This is a genomic window from Microbacterium sp. LjRoot45, from assembly GCF_964253325.1.
In the GTDB taxonomy this organism is placed as follows: domain Bacteria; phylum Actinomycetota; class Actinomycetes; order Actinomycetales; family Microbacteriaceae; genus Microbacterium.
Genome location: NZ_CAXUQM020000001.1, coordinates 1,793,259 through 1,808,742 on the forward strand (window position 1 = coordinate 1,793,259; position 15,484 = coordinate 1,808,742).

At 69.6% G+C, this 15,484-nt stretch carries 13 protein-coding genes and 1 tRNA gene; 9 read left to right on the top strand and 5 right to left on the bottom strand.

The window, feature by feature from the left end; genetic code table 11:
- Positions 1-45: 45 nt before the first annotated feature.
- Positions 46-119, top strand: a tRNA-Met gene (locus tag ACSQ18_RS08535).
- A gap of 62 nt (positions 120-181) precedes the next feature.
- Here ACSQ18_RS08535 and ACSQ18_RS08540 read toward each other — a convergent pair.
- A complete protein-coding gene (locus tag ACSQ18_RS08540) occupies positions 182-562 on the bottom strand; it encodes a MarR family winged helix-turn-helix transcriptional regulator (protein WP_436036753.1) in 381 nt (126 codons plus the stop codon).
- A 191-nt stretch (positions 563-753) separates the two neighbouring features.
- On the opposite strand from ACSQ18_RS08540, the gene idi reads away from it, so the two are divergent.
- Genes idi through ACSQ18_RS08575 form a run of 7 tightly spaced genes read left to right on the top strand, consistent with a single transcriptional unit; the run spans position 754 to position 6,266 of the window.
- On the top strand, positions 754-1,302 hold the full coding sequence (gene idi / locus ACSQ18_RS08545) for an isopentenyl-diphosphate Delta-isomerase (RefSeq protein WP_436036754.1): 549 nt from the start codon (positions 754-756) through the stop codon (positions 1,300-1,302).
- Positions 1,299-2,354 carry a polyprenyl synthetase family protein gene (locus ACSQ18_RS08550; RefSeq protein WP_436036755.1) on the top strand — a complete coding sequence of 352 codons (1,056 nt, stop codon included), beginning with the start codon at positions 1,299-1,301 and terminating at the stop codon, positions 2,352-2,354. The genes idi and ACSQ18_RS08550 overlap by 4 nt, the downstream gene beginning before the upstream one ends.
- Positions 2,351-3,202 (top strand): phytoene/squalene synthase family protein, encoded by an 852-nt coding sequence (locus ACSQ18_RS08555; RefSeq protein ID WP_436036756.1) that lies wholly within the window; start codon positions 2,351-2,353, stop codon positions 3,200-3,202. The genes ACSQ18_RS08550 and ACSQ18_RS08555 overlap by 4 nt, the downstream gene beginning before the upstream one ends.
- Positions 3,199-4,761 (top strand): phytoene desaturase family protein, encoded by a 1,563-nt coding sequence (gene crtI / locus ACSQ18_RS08560; RefSeq protein WP_436036757.1) that lies wholly within the window; start codon positions 3,199-3,201, stop codon positions 4,759-4,761. Before ACSQ18_RS08555 ends, crtI begins: the two co-directional genes overlap by 4 nt.
- A gap of 1 nt (position 4,762) precedes the next feature.
- Entirely contained in the window at positions 4,763-5,101 is a 339-nt protein-coding gene (locus tag ACSQ18_RS08565) for a lycopene cyclase domain-containing protein (RefSeq protein ID WP_436036759.1), read from the top strand.
- Positions 5,098-5,403 (top strand): lycopene cyclase domain-containing protein, encoded by a 306-nt coding sequence (locus tag ACSQ18_RS08570; protein ID WP_436036760.1) that lies wholly within the window; start codon positions 5,098-5,100, stop codon positions 5,401-5,403. The genes ACSQ18_RS08565 and ACSQ18_RS08570 overlap by 4 nt, the downstream gene beginning before the upstream one ends.
- A complete protein-coding gene (locus ACSQ18_RS08575; protein WP_436036761.1) occupies positions 5,400-6,266 on the top strand; it encodes a prenyltransferase in 867 nt (288 codons plus the stop codon). Before ACSQ18_RS08570 ends, ACSQ18_RS08575 begins: the two co-directional genes overlap by 4 nt.
- Before the next feature lie 88 nt (positions 6,267-6,354).
- On the opposite strand, the gene ACSQ18_RS08580 is transcribed toward ACSQ18_RS08575, so the two are convergent.
- The gene (locus ACSQ18_RS08580; RefSeq protein ID WP_436036762.1) at positions 6,355-9,264 is read right to left on the bottom strand and encodes a UPF0182 family membrane protein; all 2,910 of its coding nucleotides are present in this window, start codon (positions 9,262-9,264) and stop codon (positions 6,355-6,357) included.
- 97 nt (positions 9,265-9,361) lie between these two features.
- On the bottom strand, positions 9,362-10,480 hold the full coding sequence (locus tag ACSQ18_RS08585; protein WP_436036763.1) for a YlbL family protein: 1,119 nt from the start codon (positions 10,478-10,480) through the stop codon (positions 9,362-9,364).
- A gap of 124 nt (positions 10,481-10,604) precedes the next feature.
- Between ACSQ18_RS08585 and ACSQ18_RS08590 the strand changes: the two genes are divergently transcribed.
- Positions 10,605-11,999 carry a zinc-dependent metalloprotease gene (locus ACSQ18_RS08590; RefSeq protein ID WP_436036764.1) on the top strand — a complete coding sequence of 465 codons (1,395 nt, stop codon included), beginning with the start codon at positions 10,605-10,607 and terminating at the stop codon, positions 11,997-11,999.
- Positions 12,000-12,784: 785 nt separating this feature from the next.
- Here the strand turns inward: ACSQ18_RS08590 and ACSQ18_RS08595 are convergent.
- Positions 12,785-14,503 (bottom strand): ATP-dependent helicase, encoded by a 1,719-nt coding sequence (locus ACSQ18_RS08595; protein WP_436036765.1) that lies wholly within the window; start codon positions 14,501-14,503, stop codon positions 12,785-12,787.
- Positions 14,500-15,420, bottom strand: coding sequence for an NAD(+) diphosphatase (gene nudC, locus ACSQ18_RS08600; protein ID WP_436036766.1), 921 nt, complete (start codon positions 15,418-15,420; stop codon positions 14,500-14,502). Before nudC ends, ACSQ18_RS08595 begins: the two co-directional genes overlap by 4 nt.
- Positions 15,421-15,484: the final 64 nt, after the last annotated feature.

A 15,484-nucleotide genomic window follows, 5' to 3' on the forward strand; every position in this document is an offset into this window, starting at 1 on the left:
CGGTTCGACGCCGCCTCGAATCCGTGCTAGGCTCGCTTCTTGTGCCGCGGGGTGGAGCAGCTCGGTAGCTCGCTGGGCTCATAACCCAGAGGTCGCAGGTTCAAATCCTGTCCCCGCAACAGATGAAGAAGGCGTCCCGCACGGGGCGCCTTCTTCTTTTTGGTCGCGGACCGGCCTTTTGTCACTCGTCGGCAGGACGGTTCGCGTCTGGCGCCGGTGTCAGCGCCTCCTCCATGTCGCCGAGAAAACGGACGATCGCGCGCAGTTCGTCGTCACTGTAGGACTCCGCCGCGACGCGCATCTTCGTCATTCGCGCGCCGAGATGCCGGTAGAACTCCGTGCGGGCAGCCTCCGACAGCACGACGACCCGCGCGCGTCGATCGTGCGGGTGCGGTCGACGTTCGAGGTGCCCGCTCCGAGTCAGCCGATCGAGCAGCTTCGTGGTGGAGGCGGTGGAGATCGCGAGGTGAGAGGCGATGTCGTGAGGCGACACCCAGTGCCCGCGCTGCTCCCGCACGATGAGCATGCGCAGGGCGGCGAGGTCGCTCGCGTTCATGTCCATGTCGCCGCGTAGAGTTCCGTGCATACGGTCCATCGCGTCGGAGAATGCCCGGACGGCGCGCATCGCCTCGAGTACGAGCCCGTCGCGGGGCGTCGTGGGTACCCACCGCTCCTGCACCGTGTGGACACCTCCTCTCCGAGTAGGTAGTATCGCTGAAAATCGCTAGATAAACTAGCAATGGAGGGAACCGCATGTCGCCGACAGAGCTCGTCGTCCTACTCGATGACGACGGACGGGAGATCGGCACGGCCCCGAAGGCCAGTGTGCACGGGACCGACACGGCGCTGCACCTCGCATTCTCCTGCCACGTGTACAACGCACGGGGCGAGACCCTCGTCACGCGGCGCGCGCTCGACAAGGGCACCTGGCCCGGTGTGTGGAGCAATTCCTTCTGCGGCCACCCGCGTCCCGCTGAGCCCGTCATCGACGCCGTCCACCGGCGCGCCGAGCACGAGCTGGGGATCACCCTGCGTGACGTACGCCTCGCCCTCCCCCTCTTCCGCTACCGCGCCGTCGACGCCAGCGGCATCGTGGAGCACGAAGTGTGCCCCGTCTACATCGCGGTGACCGACGACGAGCCCGATCTCAATCCGCGTGAGGTCGCCGAGGCGCGCTGGGTCGATCCGATGGAACTGGCCACCGGCCTGCGTGTGACCCCGTGGGCCTTCAGCCCGTGGCTCGTCCTCCAGGCAGAACAGCTCGACGTGCTCTCCAACGGGCAGGAGCGGAGAGCTTCGTGATCGAGCTCGCTCCCGAGCACCGCGAGAGCGTCGACGGTGCCATCGATCGCGCCCTGACCCGACTGGCCGCACGGGCTCAGCCCCACGGCGAGTCGGCCCAAGCACTCACCTCGGCTGTTCACGCTGCGGCGTCCGACGGCAAACGGCTGCGTCCGGCACTGGTCGTCGCCGCCTTCACGGCATACGGCGGAGACACGGATGCCGTCCCGGCACTGTGGGACGTCGCCGCCGCTTTCGAGATCCTCCACACGGCACTCCTGGTCCACGACGACCTGATCGACCGCGACGACGAGCGTCGCGGCATCCCCAACGTCTCGGGGCGATTCCGCGCACGGGCCCAGAGCTTCGGAGCCGATGCGCACGGGACCGCCGTCGTCGCGGATGCCGCGGCGGTGCTCGCCGGGGATCTCCTGCTGTTCGAGGCCACGCGTCTGGTCGCGACGGCCGCGCTCACCGACGTCGAGCGCGACCAGCTGTTCGCGGTGCTCGACGAAGCGCTCCTCGTGTCGGCGGTCGGCGAACTGGCCGACGCCGAGCACGCGGCTCGGGCCGATCTGCCCGACGCCGAAGCGCTGCTGACCGCGGCACACGACAAGACGGCCGTGTACTCCTTCCGTGCACCGCTGCGCGCCGGCGCCATCCTCGCCGGCGCCGCCTCGCACCCCGCCCTCGCCGACGCGGCGGCGGCGCTCGGGCTCGCGTTCCAGCTCGTCGACGACCTGATCGGCACCTTCGGCTCCCGCAGCCAAGCCGGGCGAGACCCCGGCGCCGATCTGCGCGAGGCCAAGCGCACGCCGCTGATCGCGCTGGCACGGCAGAGCGAGTCGTGGTCCCGCGTGAGCGACGCTCTGGCCGAGGCCCATACGGGACCGATCGCCGTGCGCCGCGCGCAGCGCGAGATCGAGGCGAGCGGCGCACGTGCGGGAGTCGAAGAGCTCGTGCGCGCCAACCTCCGCCGGGCCCGGGCCCACGCGGCCTCCCCCGAGCTGCCGCCCCCCGCCGTCATGCTCCTCGCGGGGATCGCGGATGCCATCGAGCGGCGTATCCCGTGACGGGGGGCGAGCTGTACGACCGCTGTGCGCGCGATGCCGCCGCGGCCGTCATCGCGAACTACTCGACGTCCTTCGCACTCGCGACACGGCTCCTCGGACCGCGCGTCCGACCCCAGGTGCGCGAGATCTACGCTCTGGTCCGCGTGGCCGACGAGATCGTCGACGGTGCCGCTGAGGCCGCCGGGCTCGACCGCGACCAGCAACGCGTGCTCCTGGACTCCCTGGAGATCGAGACTCTCGCGGCCATCGACCGCGGATTCAGTGTCGACCTCATCGTGCACGCGTTCGCCACGACGGCTCGCGCATGCGGCATCGGCGAAGACCTCATCCGCCCGTTCTTCGCGTCCATGCGCACCGATCTCGACCTCGCCGCGCACGACGCGGCATCCCACGAGTCCTACGTCTACGGCTCCGCCGAAGTGGTCGGTCTCATGTGTCTGCAGGTGTTCGTCAACGCCGGCCATCCGGCACCGCGCATCCCCGATGCACGTCTCGTCGAAGGCGCCAGACGACTGGGAGCCGCCTTCCAGGACATCAACTTCCTGCGTGACCAGGCGGACGACTCCGAGCGGCTGGGGCGGGATTACCTCGGGATCGGCGGGGCCACCGACCGAGCCACCGTCCTGGAGCGCATCGATCGCGACCTCGACGCCGCGGCCGCCGTGATCCCCGATCTCCCGCGGGACTGCCGACGTGCCGTCACGACGGCGCACGGCCTGTTCCGGGAACTCGCGGTACGTCTCCGGAACTCCGACGAGAACGTGCGCGTCAGCGTTCCCCGCACCGTCAAGGCACGGATCGCCGCTCAGGCGATCGCGGGCCGCGCACCCCGGAGGTCTACCCCATGAGCCGCACAGCGACGATCATCGGCGGTGGAATCGCGGGGCTCGCGACCGCCGCCCTTCTCGCGGAGGACGGCTGGTCGGTCACGCTCTTCGAGGCCCGCGACGAGGTCGGCGGGCGCGCGGGCAGCTGGACGCGCGATGGATTCCGCTTCGACACCGGCCCGAGCTGGTACCTCATGCCCGAGGTGTTCGATCACTTCTTCGCCCTGCTGGGCACGAGCTCGGAGGCCGAGCTCGATCTCGTGCCCCTGACCCCCGCATACCGCGTGTACGCGCAGCCCGACGGCGAAGGCCCAGGCGACCGCGTCGACGTCGTCACGGGCAGGGATGCCGTACGCGAGCTGTTCGAGGCCCGCGAGCCGGGGTCGGGTCCGCGTCTGGACGCGTATCTCGACTCCGCGGCGGATGCCTACGAGCTGGCGGTGTCGCAGTTCCTCTACGACACCTACGCATCTACCGAGGGCCTGCGCGATCGGCGGGTGCTCTCGCAGTTGGGGCGCCTCGCACCGCTGCTGCTGCGTCCCCTCGCGTCGCACGTCGCTCGGTTCTTCTCCGACCCCGTGCTGCGCCAGATCCTGGGCTACCCGGCGGTCTTCCTGGGTGCCTCGCCGTTCGACGCGCCGAGTCTCTACCACCTGATGTCGCACCTCGATCTCGATGACGGCGTGCAGTACCCTCGCGGTGGCTTCACGGAGGTGATCGCGGCGATTGAGCGGTTGGCTCGCGCCCGCGGTGTCGACATCCGCACGAACGCCGCAGTCGACGAGATCCTCGTCGAGAACGGTACGGCGACGGGGGTCAGGCTCGCCGACGGGTACGTGCACCTCTCCGACATCGTCGTCTCGGGCGCCGACCTCCACCACACCGAGACGGCCCTCCTGCCCGCTGCGCACCGCGCCTACCCCGAACGGTGGTGGCGACGCCGCAAGCCCGGCCCCGGCGCCCTGCTGCTCCTTCTCGGCGTCGACGGGAGCCTCCCGGAGCTGGAACACCACACGTTGTTGTTCGCCCGCGACTGGGAGACGAACTTCGGCGACATCTACGGTGCGCAGACGCGTATTCCCGAACCGGCATCCCTGTACGTGTGCCGTCCGTCGGCGACCGACGACACCGTGGCACCTTCGGGATCGGAGAATCTGTTCGTCCTCGTTCCGATTCCCGCCGACCCCGCTCTCGGTCACGGCGGCGTCGATCGTGGCGGCGACGCGCGCGTGGAGGAGATGGCCGATCGGGTGATCGACCAGATCGCGCAGTGGACCGGCATCCCCGATCTCGCCGCCCGCGTCCGCGTGCGTCGCACGATCATGCCCGCCGACTTCGAGCAGGATCTGCATGCGTGGCGCGGCGGGGCTCTCGGACTGTCGCACACGCTCACCCAGAGCGCGATCTTCCGCCCGCGCAACGCGTCGCCGAAGGTCGCCGATCTGTACTACGCCGGCTCGACGGTGCTGCCCGGCATCGGGCTTCCGATGTGCCTCATCTCGGCGGAACTCGTGGTCAAGCGCCTCCGCGGCGACCGCGGAGCCGGCCGGCTTCCCGTGCCGGCTCGGGCGGAGGACTGACGTGCCCGGACTGTACCTGGCGTGCCTGCTGCTGTCGGCCACCGGGCTCGCGCTGCTCGACGCGCGCTTCCGGCTCGTACTGTGGTCGGCGGGCGCCGGGCGCGCGGCGGTGGCGATCGCCCTCGGAACGGCCTTCTTCCTCGCCTGGGATGCCGTCGGCATCGCCACAGGCGTGTTCGTCAAGGGCGACAGCCCTCTCCTGCTCGGTTGGGATCTCGCCGCTCACCTTCCGGTGGAGGAACCGGTCTTCCTGGCGTTCCTCTGCTATCTGGCCCTCCTCGTGCACGGGGCCGTGAGCCGTCGTCAGGAGCGGACGCGGGTCGCGGACGAGAACGCGTGATGTACGGCCTCATTGTGCTGCCGTTCGTCGCGGTGACGATCGCCGTAACCCTCGCCACCCTGCGGATGCCCCACTTCCCCGCTCGCATGGCGGCGTCCGGGATCGCTGCGGCCGTGCTGCTGATACTCACCGCCGTCTTCGACAATGTGATGATCGCGGCAGGCCTCTTCACCTACCCGGAGCATCTCATCAGCGGGGTGCGCATCGGCCTCGCACCCATCGAAGACTTCTCCTACCCGCTCTGCGCCGCGTTCCTCGTGCCCGCGGTGCGTACTCTCCTCGAACGGCGGCGCGTCTCATGACCGGAACCCTGCGGCAGCTCCTCCTCGCATCGAGGCCTGTCAGCTGGATCAACACCGCGTATCCGTTCGCGGCGGCGTACCTGCTCACCACCCGAGAGATCGACGTCACGCTCGTCGTGGGCACGCTCTTCTTCCTCGTGCCCTACAACCTCGCGATGTACGGCATCAACGACGTGTTCGACTACGAATCCGATCTCCGCAACCCCCGCAAGGGTGGCGCACAAGGGTCGGTTCTTGACCGTCGCTTCCATCGCGTCACCCTGTGGGCCTCTGCGATCGCGTCCTTGCCGTTCGTCGTCTTCCTCGCCGTCGTCGGCTCACCGCTGTCGTGGCTCGTCCTCGCACTCAGCCTGTTCTTCGTCGTGTTCTACTCCGCTCCCCCGTTGCGGCTCAAAGAGCGTCCCGTAGCCGACTCGATCACGAGCAGCATCCACTTCTTCTCCCCCGCCGTCTACGCCCTCGTGCTCGCCGACGCGACCTGGACCTGGCCGCTCGTTGCGGTGATCGCCGCTTTCGCGCTGTGGGGTGTGGCATCCCACGCGTTCGGTGCGGTGCAGGACATCGTCGCCGACCGGGAGGCGGGCATCGCCTCGATCGCCACGGTCCTCGGGGCACGACCGACCGTTCGACTCGCGCTCGGATGCTACGCCGCCGCCGGGCTCGTCGTCCTCGGCGCGGCGTGGCCCGGCCCGTTCGCGGCCCTGCTGGTGATCCCCTACCTCGTGGCCGTGTGGCCGTACCGTCATCTCGCCGACGAGGACTGCGCTGAGGCGACGACGGGGTGGCGCCGCTTCCTGTGGATCAATCAGCTGACGGGCTTCGGAGTGACCCTCCTGCTCATCTGGTGGTGGTTCGTCGCATGACGCCGTAGCGGCACTGACGCCGTAGCGGCACAGACGCCGACGGGCGGGTTCCCGTGGAGGAAACCGCCCGTCGGATCGTGGTGGAGCGTCAGTCGCCGCTCAGGTCGAGCAGCCGCTCGACGGCATCCGTGAGTTTCTTGTCGGCCTCGGCGAAGGCGGTGAGGTCTCCGGCCTTCAGGGCCGCATCGCGCGCCTCCATCGCTGTACGGGCGTCGGCCAGTGCCTGCTCGAGCGAGTCGCCGTTCTGGCCGCCGGTGCCGGGATCGGTGCCCGGCGTTTCGCTCGGCGACGGGGTCGGCGTCGGCGTGGGCGTCACGTCTCCGTCACCGGTGCTGGCACCGGAATCTCCGCCGAAGATCTCGTCCAGCGCCTCCTGCAGAGTGTCTTCGAACGCGACCTTGTCACCGAAGGCGACGAGGATCTTCCGGAGCGCCGGCAGCTGGGTCCCGCTGGAGGCCTGCACGAAGACGGGCTGCACGTACAGCAGGCCACCGCCGACCGGCAGCGTCAGCAGGTTGCCGTTGAGCACCTCGGACTGTCCCTGCTTCAGCAGGTTCACCTGCGAGGAGATCTCCTGGTTCGAGTTGAAGGTGTTCTGCACCTGACCCGGGCCCGGCACGCTCACGTCGGCGCTGATCTCCAGCATCCGCAGCTTTCCGTACCCCTCGCTCTTCACGCCCTTCTCCGACCCGGCGTTCGCATCGACGGCCAAGTAGCCCATCAGCACGTTCCTCGATCCCTCGCCCTCCGAGGCGGGGATGAACGACGAGAACATCGAGTACGACGGTGCGTCCTGCCCCGGCATCTGCATCGTGAGGTAGTACGGAGGCTGGAGCACGTCGCGGTTGGACACCGGGTCGTTCGGCGTCTTCCAGGCGTTGTCACGCGCGTAGAACGACGCGGCATCGTCGACATGGTACGTGCCGAGCATGGCGCGCTGCACCTTGAAGAGATCGCTCGGGTAGCGCACGTGGCTCATCAGGTCGCCGGACATCTCCGAGATGGGCTTGAGTGTGTTCGGATAGACCTTCTGCCACGCCTTGAGGAGCGGGTCGGTCTCGTCCCACGCATAGAGCGTCACGGAACCGTCGTACGCATCGACGGTCGCCTTCACGGAGTTGCGGATGTAGTTGATGTCGTCGAGTGCGACGCGCGCGGCGTTGGTCGTCGTGTCGCTGATCGCCTGACGGAGGCTCACGATCGACGAGTAGGGGTAGTTCGCGCTCAGCGTGTACCCGTCGACGATCCAGACGATCCGGCCGTCCACGATCGACGGGTACGGGTCGTTGTCGAGCTCGAGGTACGGTGCCGCCTTCTGCACGCGCGTCAGCGGGTCGCGGTCGTAGAGGATCTGCGACTTCTCGTTGACGGCATCCGAGAAGAGGATGTCGGTCGACTGGAACTTGAGGGAGTAGATGAGCCGGTTGAAGATGCCACCGATCTCCGGGCCACCGTCGCCCGAGAACGTCGTCTTCGTCTGCGCCGCGCCCTCGTCCGTGCCACGCGGGTAGTCCAGCTCGATGTCGTCCGTGCCCTCGGGCGCACCGACGATCGAGTACGTGGGCGAGTACTCGCCGAAGTAGATGCGCGGCTCGTACTTCTCCTGCGACGTCAGCACGCCCGAGGCCGGAATTCCGCGCTCGAGGAAGACGGGGTCGCCGTCAGGCGTGCGGTCGTTGCCCTTGGCCGCGACCATGCCGTAGCCGTGGGTGTAGACGAGCGTCGTGTTGTACCACGATGCCGCCTGACCGAGCTGGGAGAGGTTGAGCTCACGCACGGCCATGACCGTGTCCTGCGACTTCCCGTCGATCTCGTACCGGTCGACGTCGAGCGCCTCGGGGAACTGGTAGTACGAGCGGTACTGCTCCAGCTGCCGCACCGTCGGCGGAATGATCGCCGGGTCCATGATGCGGATCGACGAGGTGGTCTCGGCGTCCTGGCGCAACTGGCCGGACTCCACCGTGGTGCGCGCGGTGTAGTCCCTCTTCTCAAGGCCATCGATGCCGTAGGCGGCCTTCGTCGCGTCGATGTTGCGCTGGTAGTAGGTGCTCTCGAGGCGCTCCTGGTTGGGGATCACCTGGAACTGGTTGACGAACCACGGGTACGCGACGCCCACGACGAGCGACGACACGATGAGAAGACCGGTCGCGATGAGCGGGAAGCGCCAGCGACCGATGATCGCCGTCACGAAGAACAGCGCGGCGACGATGGCCGCGACGATCGAGAGGATGGCCAGTCCGGGGATGATCGCGTTCACGTCGGTGTATCCGGCACCGGTGATGCGATCGTTCTGGGCAAGGAGCGTCTTATAGCGGTCGAGCCAGATGCTCACCGCCTGCACGGCGAGATAGAGACCCGCCAGCACGGCGAGCTGGATACGCGCAGACTTCGAGATCCGAAGCTCCCGCTGGCCGATGCGCACGGCACCGTAGAGGTAGGCGACGACGGCGGTGACCGCCAGACACACGAGCAGGACAGCGGACGCGAAGCCGAGAACGGAGCTGTAGAACGGGAGCTCGAAGAGATAGAAGCCGGTGTCCAGACCGAATTGCGGGTCGGCCTCCCCCGTGGGGACCCGGTTCAGCCACAGCCACACCGTCTCCCACTGGGCCGCCGCCGCGAAGCCGGAGAAGAACCCAAAGAACACGGGGATTCCCCACATCGCGAGCCTGCGCAGCGGCTCCACGACCTCCTGGTAGTGGTCGAGCTGCGAGGTGAGCCGTGCGTACACGGGCCGCAGTCGATAGGCGAGCTGGATGGCCACGAAGACGGGGATCGCCATGGCTGCGAAGCCGATGACGAACATGGTCACGCGCGCGGTCCACTGCGTCACGAGGACGCTGTCGAACCCGAGCTGCTCGTACCACAGCCAGTCGGCGAAGAGGCTCGCGAAGGTGAAGAACGCCACCACGAGGGCGGCGATCACCGCGAGGGTGATGCCGACGGCGCGGCGGAGCGGACTGGGCGTGGCCTGGTTCGGCGCTGAGGTCGTGGTCACCCCTCCATCCTAGGCGCGTGCATTCTGGGTGGATGCCGTGGGGATTCCTCGACTTCTCCCAGCGCCGCGTCGCCACCGAGGGCGGTGCGCGCGCGAGTCAGCGACAGGTGGGGAGCGAGTCGAGGTCGCCCCCGTCTCGCAGCGTCGACAGCACGTCGAGCGCATCGTCCAGAGTGGTGACCGAGAAGACACGGAGTCCGGCGGGCACATGACCCACGACCTCGTTGCAATTGCTCTCGGGAGCGAGGAAGAAGTCCGCGCCCGCACCCGCGGCGCCGTAGAGCTTCTGACGGATGCCGCCGATCGGACCGACCGTCCCCGCCGAGTCGATCGTTCCGGTTCCCGCGACGTCGAGGCCTCCGTTGAGCTCCCCCTCGCTGAGGGTGTCGATGATTCCGAGCGCGAACATCATCCCGGCACTCGGGCCGCCGACGTTGTCGAGCTGAATGGTCACGTCGATGGGGAAGACGTAGTCGTGCAGCGTCGTCACGCCGATGAGCCAGAGCTGCTCGCCGTCGATGTCGGTGCGCCGGGGTTGGATCTCGACGTCCTCCGTCTTGTCGCCGCGCTCGATCGTCAGCCGGACGGGCGCGCCGTCGGCCGCATTGATGAGATCGCGGAGCGCGCCGGTATCGGTGACGGCGGTGCCGTCGACGGCACGGATGATGTCGTCGGGCTCGAGGATGCCGGTCGCCGCGGAGTCCTCGGTGAGCGAGTAGACGCGGACCATCGGCTTCACGTCGTAGCCGAGCTCGGTGAGCGCTGCGGCCGTCGCCTCCTTCTGCGAGTCGACCATCATGGCCGCACTCTGCTCGTTGCGCTCCTCGGTGGTCTGATCGGCCGGGAAGATGTCGTCGAGGGGAAGGACCGCGCGGGAAGGGTCGAACCACGCCAGCGCGAGTTCGAACCACGACGGCGTGCGATCGCGGTTGCCGACGACCTGCACTGTGAGGAGGTCGAGCGAACCGCTCGTCTCGAAGGTGTCGGCGCCGGCCACCGAGATCAGCGGCACCTGGGTGCCGTCGGGTCCCTCCGCCGTCCCGAGCGTGTTGAAGACGGGGCCGGGCTGCTGGACGACGAACGACGTGGGCAGGACGGTGAGAGCGAGAAGGGCGACGAGGGCGACGGTGACCGCCCAGATGCCCGCGATCGTGGTGCGCGGCATCCGCCGGCGAGGGGCGCGCACGATGTCGTCGCGTTCATCGAACAGTGCCACGTCTGACCTTCCTGGCCGGACGTTCGCCGCCGGCGTACACGAGACGGGTCCGAGCCGGACGGGCCGCGAACACGTGCGACTAGCGTAGAACGCGATGTCATCATCCTGCTGAAAGGCGCCTGACATGACCGACGACGAGCGACCCGACCCCGACGACTTCGCGGAGATCCTCCGCAATCTCCTCGGCGGGCAGGGCGGGTTCGACCCCGAGCAGCTCGAGCAGCTGCGCGGGTTGGGGATCGACCCGGCGATGGCCCAGCAGATGATGCGTCAGCTCCAGGGAGCTTTCGCCGCCGGCGGCGACGGCGGGATCGACTGGGCGTCGGCGCGCACGCAGGCGCTGCACCTGGCCAACAAGGACGGGCTGGGGATCACGACCGGCGACCGTCAGGACTTCGATCAGGCGTTCGGCCTCGCGACCCTGTGGCTCAGTGAGGCGACGGCTATCTCCGATCTGCCGACGCCCGCTCGGGCGCTCACCCGCGGACAGTGGGTCGAGGCGACCCTTCCCGTGTGGCAGGAGCTCGCCGAGCCGGTGGCCACCTCCATCGCGGATGCGATGACCGAGGCCATCGGCACGCAGCTTCCGGAGGAGATGCGTGACGTCGCGGCCGGGGCCGGCCGCCTCATGCGCACGGTCGGCGGCTCGCTCTTCGCCGCACAGCTCGGGGCGGTGATCGGCGGCCTGTCACAGGAGGTGGTGTCGGGGGGCGATGTCGGCATCCCGGTGATGCCCGACGGGCAAGCCGCCATCCTGCCGCAGAACTTCGCGGACTTCGGGCGTGATCTCGAGATCGACGACGATCAGCTCGCGCTGTACCTGGCAACCCGTGAACTGGCGCACGCCCGCCTCTTCCGCCACGCGCGCTGGTTGCGACTCCACGTCATCTCGCAGGTGACCGAGTTCGCGCGTGGACTGCACGTCGACACCGACGCTCTCGAGGAGCTCGCGTCGCGCTTCGACCCCTCGGCGCCGGAAGAGCTGCGCCAGGCTCTCGAGTCCGGTGCGCTCCTCCCCGCGCGTTCCGAGGCTCAGACCGCTGCGCTCGCGCGGCTGGAGAACCTCCTGGCGACGATCGAAGGATGGGTCGATGTCGTGACGGCGGATGCCACGAACCGCCTCCCCGCCGCCGACCGTATCGCCGAGGCGGTGCGGCGCCGCCGTGCCGTGGGCGGGCCGGCCGAGCGGGCCATGGGGTCGCTGGTCGGACTCGAGCTGCGTCCGAGGCGCTTGCGCGAGGCCGCCGCCATGTGGCGCGCAGTGACCGACGCCGTGGGCACGGCCGAGCGCGACGCGCTGTGGGACTACCCCGACCTCATGCCGTCCGCCGAAGACATCGACGACCCCGCCGTGCTCGTGGAGCGGCTGCGCGCTCATGCCCGCGGCGATGCTCCCGCCCGCGACGCGATGGACGATGCGCTCGACGCGCTGCTCGCGGAGGCCGAGCAGGGCGCAGACGGCGCCGCGCCGGGCGACTCCGCCGACGACGACGGCCCGGAAGGTCCGCGCCCCGTCTGAGCCCCGCGTCACGCCGACGCTCGTCTGTGGACAGTTCCCGCAGCGCACGCCCGGGTGCGTCGACAATCGTTGGATGCTGCGGCTCGCTCCCTCTTACGTGCCCCTGTGGCGATCGCCCACCTCGGTGCAGTTCGGCGTCGATGCCGTCGTTCACGTAGATGACATCGCCCCGTGGCAGGAACACCTCCTCGACGCGCTCGTCGACGGCATCCCCGACGCGATGGTCGCTCCGCTCGCTGAGAACCTCGGCGCCGAGCGCGGAGCGGTCGAGCACTTCCTGGATCAGATCCGCCCCGCGCTCGTCGGCTCACACCGCCCGGAGCGGGTGGCGCTCGAACTGCCGGAGAAGCTGAGCCACGGCGAGGGGACGACGTTCGCGGGGGCGCTGGTCGCCGCCGGGTTCGACGTCGACGTGCGCCGTTGGCCGCATGACGACGACCGCCTCCCCGTCGTCGTCGTTGCCCACCGCCTGCTCGACCCCCGCCGAGCAGCCCAGCTCATCCGTGCCGACATCGTGCACCTGCCCGTCGAGCTCTCGGGCGACCGGATCACTGTCGGTCCGCTCGTCGTGCCCGGTCGCACAGCGTGCGAAGCGTGTCGGCATGCGCACCGGCGCGACGCCGACTCCCGGTGGCCGGTCATCGCGGCGCAGCTCCTGTCGCGCACCCCGACACCCACCGATCCCGCGCTGCTCCAGGAGTCGGCTCTCCTCGCCGCCCGGATGCTGCGGGGCGGGTCACTGGTCGGGCCGCCCGACGGACTACCGCACGACGTGTCGCACTCGGTCAGCGTGTCGTCTTCGAGCGTGCGCCGGACCTGGCGCTCGCATCGCCCGCACGCAGAGTGCTTGTGCCGATCTCCTGAAGGAACCGCGAGCGCTGCCGCTCTCGATGCCCCGCCGCCTGAGCCCACGACAGCGACAGCGTTCGCGCAGCCCGCGTGATCCCGACGTAGGCGAGTCGCCTCTCCTCGTCGACCGCTTCGAACGTCGTCGCGTAGGAGATCGGCAGGAGCCCCTCCGACAACCCGACGAGATGGACGTGCGGCCACTCCAGTCCCTTCGCGGCGTGCAACGTCGCCAGGGTGACCGTGCGCAGCGTCGGCTCGTGCTGATCCTTGGCACGGGCCTGCAAGCCGTCGGTGAACCGACGGAGTGTCATCCCCTCCGGAGCCTCCTCGGCCAGGCGCAGCAGCGCCGAGCGGGCTTCCCACGCCTCCCGCAGCGCACCCCCCGCGGCCGGGGGTTCGTCGGTCAGTCCGAGCGAGCGCAGCACGTCCCTCACCGCCGCGACGAATCCCCCCTCGGTGGGCGCGACCGACGCTCCGCGCAGCGCCAGTAGCGCCTGGCGCACCTCGGGGAGGTCGAAGAAGCGGGTTCCGCCGAGGACGGAAGCCGGGATGCCACGGGCCGCGAGCGCGGCGAGAAGTTCCGCAGACTGAGCGTTCGCCCGATACAGGACCGCGATGTCTCCGGGATCCTCGCCGGCTGCGAGGAGCCCGGCGATCCGCGCCGCCACGCCGCGGGCCTCTGCGACGTCGTCGGGGTAGGCGGTGACCTCGGGAGCCGCCGTGGGCTCGGCATCCGAGTGCAGTCGCAACGCGCCGGGCCGCCCGCGCATGAGCTCGTTCGCGACATCGAGGATGCCGGGATCGGAGCGGTAGTTGCGCTCGAGTCGCACGACGGTGGCGTCGGCGTAGCGGTCGCCGAAGCCGAGCAGATACCGCGGGTCGGCTCCCGCGAAGGAGTAGATGGTCTGGCTCGCATCGCCGACCACGCACAGGTCGCGTCGGTCGCCGAGCCACAGCTCGAGCAATCGGTTCTGCAGGGGCGAAACGTCCTGGTACTCGTCCACCGTGAAGTGCCGATACTGCTCGCGCACCTGCGCCGCCACGCGCGGCTCGGCCTCCAGCATCCCCGCACAGGCGAGCAGAACGTCTTCGAAGTCGAGCTGGCGTCGCTCGTCCTTGAGCTTCTCGTACGCGTGCTGAAGGTCGACGAGCGCCTGGATGCCGACCCCACCGACTGCGTCGGGTCGATCGCGCGCCGCCTGCTCGATCGACCTGAGCGTGACCTTTCGCCACTCGATCCGCGCGGCGACATCGCGCAGCGTCGCGCCGTCGAGACGGAGGCCCAAGCCATCCGCTGCCTGACCGAGCATCTTCACCTTGCCCGACAGGATCGTGGGGGCGACGTCACCGGCGACCTGTGGCCAGAAGTGATTGAGCTGGGCCAACGCCGCCGCGTGGAACGTCCGCGCCGCGACACCCGCCACGCCCAGAGCGCGCAGCCTCCCGCGCATCTCGCCCGCGGCCTTCGCCGTGAACGTGACCGCCATCACCCGCGTCGGGGAGTAAGCGCCGGTGTCGACCCCGTGAGCGATGCGATGCGTGATGACGCGTGTCTTGCCGGTACCGGCACCTGCCAGCACGCACACGGGCCCGCGCAATGTCGACGCCGCCTCCCGCTGCGCGTCGTCGAGTCCGTCGAGCGGATCCGTCGTCACGGCCGATCCTCGTCGCCGTCGATCCAGTCGCGGATCAAGCGGTGAGCGATCGAGGCCGCGCCCGGCAGGTGTACATCGCCGTCGCCAGCGAACGCCGCGCGCAGCTCGGAACGGGTGAACCACCGCACGTCGACGATCTCCTCGCCGTCCGGCCGGGCGGCATCCGGATCGGCGGCGACCGCGTGGAACCCGAGCATGAGCGAACGAGGATAGGGCCATGCCTGCGAGCCGCGGTAGCGGATGCCGCGCACGGCCACCCCCGATTCCTCGGCGATCTCGCGCACGATAGCGGACTCGAGCGACTCGCCCGCCTCCACGAAGCCGGCGAAGGCGGAGTACACGTTGCGCTGCGCCCAGCGGGCATTCTTGCCGAGAAGCAGGCGATCGCCGGACGCATCGGTGACGGCCACGATCACGGCGGGGTCGGTGCGGGGGAAATGCTCACGCCCGCACACCGTGCAACGACGCGACCATCCCGCCGCTCGCAGCTCCGTGCTTCCGCCGCATCGCGGGCAGTACCGCGAGTCGAGCAGCCATCGGCCGAGCGCCAACGCGCTCACGAATACGGATGCCTCTTCCGGCGGCAGGTCGCCGCCCACCGCGCGCAACGCCCCCCACTCCGGTGCCGGGAGGGGAGCGTCGGCGTCGGCGTCGAACGCGGCGACGAGCAGAGCGGAGCCCCCGGCATCCCTGCCGAGAAAGGCCCACCCCGCGTCTCCCGCAACGGCATCGGGCGCGACGAACGCGAGCGACCCGGTGGGCGAGAGCGGGGCCCGGTCCCCCCACACCACCAGCACGCGGCTCGCCGAATCCGCGCGCAGCGTCGGCACGAGATCGGGAACCAGGCGCTCGTCGGCGGCACGATCATGCGGTGCGCGCGCCAACGGAGGCGTGTGCGGGGTGTCCTTCGGCGACATCGAGGACCTCTCTTGCGGGCGTGGCGCGGAGGCGCCGAGACGTGCCCCGCCTACCCTGGGGGGC